The organism is Micrococcus sp. GbtcB5 (assembly GCF_019091605.1).
Classification (GTDB): domain Bacteria; phylum Actinomycetota; class Actinomycetes; order Actinomycetales; family Micrococcaceae; genus Micrococcus; species Micrococcus luteus.
Genome location: NZ_JAGXJK010000103.1, coordinates 1 through 425 on the forward strand (window position 1 = coordinate 1; position 425 = coordinate 425).

1 protein-coding gene is annotated in these 425 nt (G+C 65.4%); it reads right to left on the reverse strand.

Translation table 11 applies throughout. The features are described 5' to 3' along the window. Positions 1 to 203: 203 nt before the first annotated feature. The coding region (locus KVS67_RS11650; protein ID WP_217565411.1) for a multidrug efflux SMR transporter at positions 204 to 425 on the reverse strand (222 nt) is incomplete at its 5' end.

Genomic DNA, 425 nt, shown 5'->3' on the forward strand with positions numbered 1-425 from the left:
GCCGCATACCTCCTGCGGAGATGCTCCACCGGCCTCGTTGGCCCCAGCGCGAGTCAACAACGTCATGCCCTCCTACAGCTAGTCACTAAACCGGCGCGGAGGAAGGTGGCACCCCACTGGTCCGCGCCGATCGGCCACGATCAGACGTTGCGCGTGACATCACCACCTTGGCGATGAGTGCGCGGCGCGGCCACCGCCGCAGGTCAGTGGGAGCTGGAACCGATTTCGATGACCAGCACACCGGCCATGATCAGCAAGATCCCCAAGATCATGGTGCGGGTCAGGGGTTCCTTGAATAGGACATGGGACGCGATCGCGGTCAAGGCAACCCCCGCGGCGGCCCAGATCCCGTAGGCGACACCGAGCCCCATCCCGACGCGCAGCGCGAGGGTCAGGAAGACAAAGGCCAGCACGTAACCGACGGC